This is a genomic window from Legionella drancourtii LLAP12 (genome assembly GCF_000162755.2).
Lineage (GTDB): Bacteria > Pseudomonadota > Gammaproteobacteria > Legionellales > Legionellaceae > Legionella > Legionella drancourtii.
Genome location: NZ_JH413801.1, coordinates 117,683 through 120,217, shown reverse-complemented (window position 1 = coordinate 120,217; position 2,535 = coordinate 117,683). Strand labels below are relative to the sequence as shown.

The following is a 2,535-nucleotide window of genomic DNA, read 5'->3' as shown; positions in this document are numbered from 1 at the left end:
TGCTTTGATAAGTTCGATTGCCAGTGGTGGAAGATAAATGGTGTGACCTTGCCGATTTTTGGTTCGCTCTTTGGGTAAAATCCAAAGACCTGCGTTGAGATCAAGCTCATCTTTACGCATGCCAGCAATTTCAGAACGGCGAGCACCTGTCAAAATCAATAATTTTATTGCACTGGTGATGATCACAGACATAGCTGAAATACCTTTATTAGATGACATTCCATTGCTGGCTTGATCCAAGGCTTTCCATAATTGGCGTAACTCAACTATTGTTAGCACTCTATCGCGCGGTCTGCTGGCTGTGGCTGCAAAATCTTTAGGCTTGAGCAGGCGAGCTGGATTCATGTCAATTAAATGGCGAGTTAAGCCATAATCCATCATCAGGTTTAGCGTGGATAAGGCTTTTCGTGTTTCCTCTTTAATCCCTTTGCGAGTCATGGAATCCAATGCTGTTGAAAGATGAGCGCGAGTGATATCTCGCGCCAATATATTACCCAGAGGCTTTTTTAAGTGAATACGCCAACGATCCTCATGACGTTTAATCCATGTTGCTGTAACCCGTTGGGTCACCTTCTCAAACTCAATCCAGGTATTAAATAACACTTGCATGGTAATGGCCTGCGCGTTGGCGGCAATTGCGGCAGCCTTTGCAGTGCGTGGATCAATACCCTCTACTACTAATTTTCGTAACTCAGCTACTTTATTACGCGCTTCCTTCAAACTAACATCTTTTAGCGAACCAATTGGCATTCTGATTAATTTACGATCCCCGGGCAGGCTAAAAGAAAACAACCAACTTTTAGCACCGCTTGGACGCACCCGAAAAAACAATCCATCTCCATCATGAAGCCTGTATTCTTTATCACGTGGAGCTGCAGTTTTTACGGCTTGGGCAGTTAATTTACTCATGAAAAAACGCTCTTTTAAATTGTGCAACGTAGCGTTGCATAATTGTGCAGACACCGCTTGCACAATTGAATAGTTTGAATTTGGGAGACAGTGTCTCCCAAATTTGAAATAGAATATTCATGCGATAATAACTCATGATTAATCACGTTTATCCTGAGAGTCCATCTCATCTGTAAGAGCTTTAATTTCCTTATCAAAATCAGACTCAAAGAGGCGATCCTGAATAATGCGATATTTCTCAAACTCACTTTCAGCATGATCTTTTGCTATTTTTGCGCTAATTTTCCCTGCATTTTGTAATACATCGCGTTCATCAAACTCAAGAAACTTGTCTAATCGTGTAGCCCAATCTTCCATTGTCATAGGAATTTTGCGTCTAGCGCGATCTTCTGCTAACTCTAAATAGGCATTGACTATACGACCAAGAGAATCTAACTCATCTGCATTCAGGTAGTTTTTGGCAACAGATACATCCGTTTTAAGAATTTTTCCATTCGGGCTACCTTCCCAATTTGTAAGCCCCATATGTGGCTTACTGCTGTCCGCACGTTCAAGCACAAGCTCTGATGCAGTATGGCCATGAATCGCATAATGCAGTTTGTTTTGTACTTTGGCGAAAAAATCTCGTGTAGTTGGCGCGTTTTTATTGTAATCAACACTGGTTGCATAGATATCCGTGATTTTTTGATAAAAACGACGCTCGCTGAGACGAATTTCCCTGATTTCTTCCAGCAACTGCTCAAAATAATCTTCGCCAAGGAAACTACCATTCTCAAGACGCTTTTTATCCAAAACAAACCCTTTGATTGCAAACTCACTCAAAACTTGAGTTGCCCATTGGCGAAATTGGGTGGCACGTTTAGAGTTAACACGATAACCAACGGATATAATTGCATCGAGATTATAAAACTGAGTGTTATAATTTTTCCCATCACTGGCAGTTGTTAGGAATTTCCTAATAACTGAATTTTGATCAAGTTCCTGAGATTCAAATATATTCTTAAGATGCTCATTAATAGTGGGTATACTTACCTCAAATAACTCAGCTATCAGTTTTTGAGTCAACCAAATAGAACCATTCTCATAACGTACTTCAATACCGCTTTCCCCTGCCTGTTGTGTAAAGATAAGAAATTCAGCAGTACTATTGCGAATGGTCAGCTTTTTTTCTGGAGTTTTATCACTCATACATTAACCTTAATTGTGGCGTTGTAATTGAATATCCAGGTGACTATATTGGTGACTACAATTTTCTGGATTTAGGCGTATTGTATTGGACAACAATAAACAACGCAACAGGATAAATTCTATATTATATAAGGATTAATGGATTTTTCTGGATTACATTGGATTTAACATTTTGCGCCTCCTAAGGGGCAGGTCGGAGGTTCAAATCCTCTCCGGGACGCCAATGAAATCAATAACTTACATATATATTATAATTTCAAGATAAGCTCAAAGGGTGCGTTCAGGGTGCAAATTGAATGTGCCTTATAATAAGATAATGAACGTTCACATATAAAAACACTCATCACTTCTTTTGGGTCTTTCCCAATTACGGGGGCACTCACCAGTTAACAACAGAGCACCCTAACACGAGTTCTATAATTTTCAAAATTACGAAAG

Annotated in this window: 2 protein-coding genes; both read right to left on the bottom strand. The window is 39.7% G+C overall.

Annotated elements, in window-relative coordinates:
- A partial coding sequence (locus tag LDG_RS03005; protein WP_158307857.1) for a tyrosine-type recombinase/integrase occupies positions 1 to 909 on the bottom strand: 909 nt, incomplete at its 3' end.
- A gap of 138 nt (positions 910 to 1,047) precedes the next feature.
- The gene (locus tag LDG_RS03000; RefSeq protein WP_006869649.1) at positions 1,048 to 2,097 is read right to left on the bottom strand and encodes a virulence RhuM family protein; all 1,050 of its coding nucleotides are present in this window, start codon (positions 2,095 to 2,097) and stop codon (positions 1,048 to 1,050) included.
- Positions 2,098 to 2,535: the final 438 nt, after the last annotated feature.

Excerpts from the sequence above, each read along its gene's own strand:
- LDG_RS03000 (WP_006869649.1), bottom strand. The coding sequence starts at position 2,097 with ATGAGTGATAAAACTCCAGAAAAAAAGCTGACCATTCGCAATAGTACT.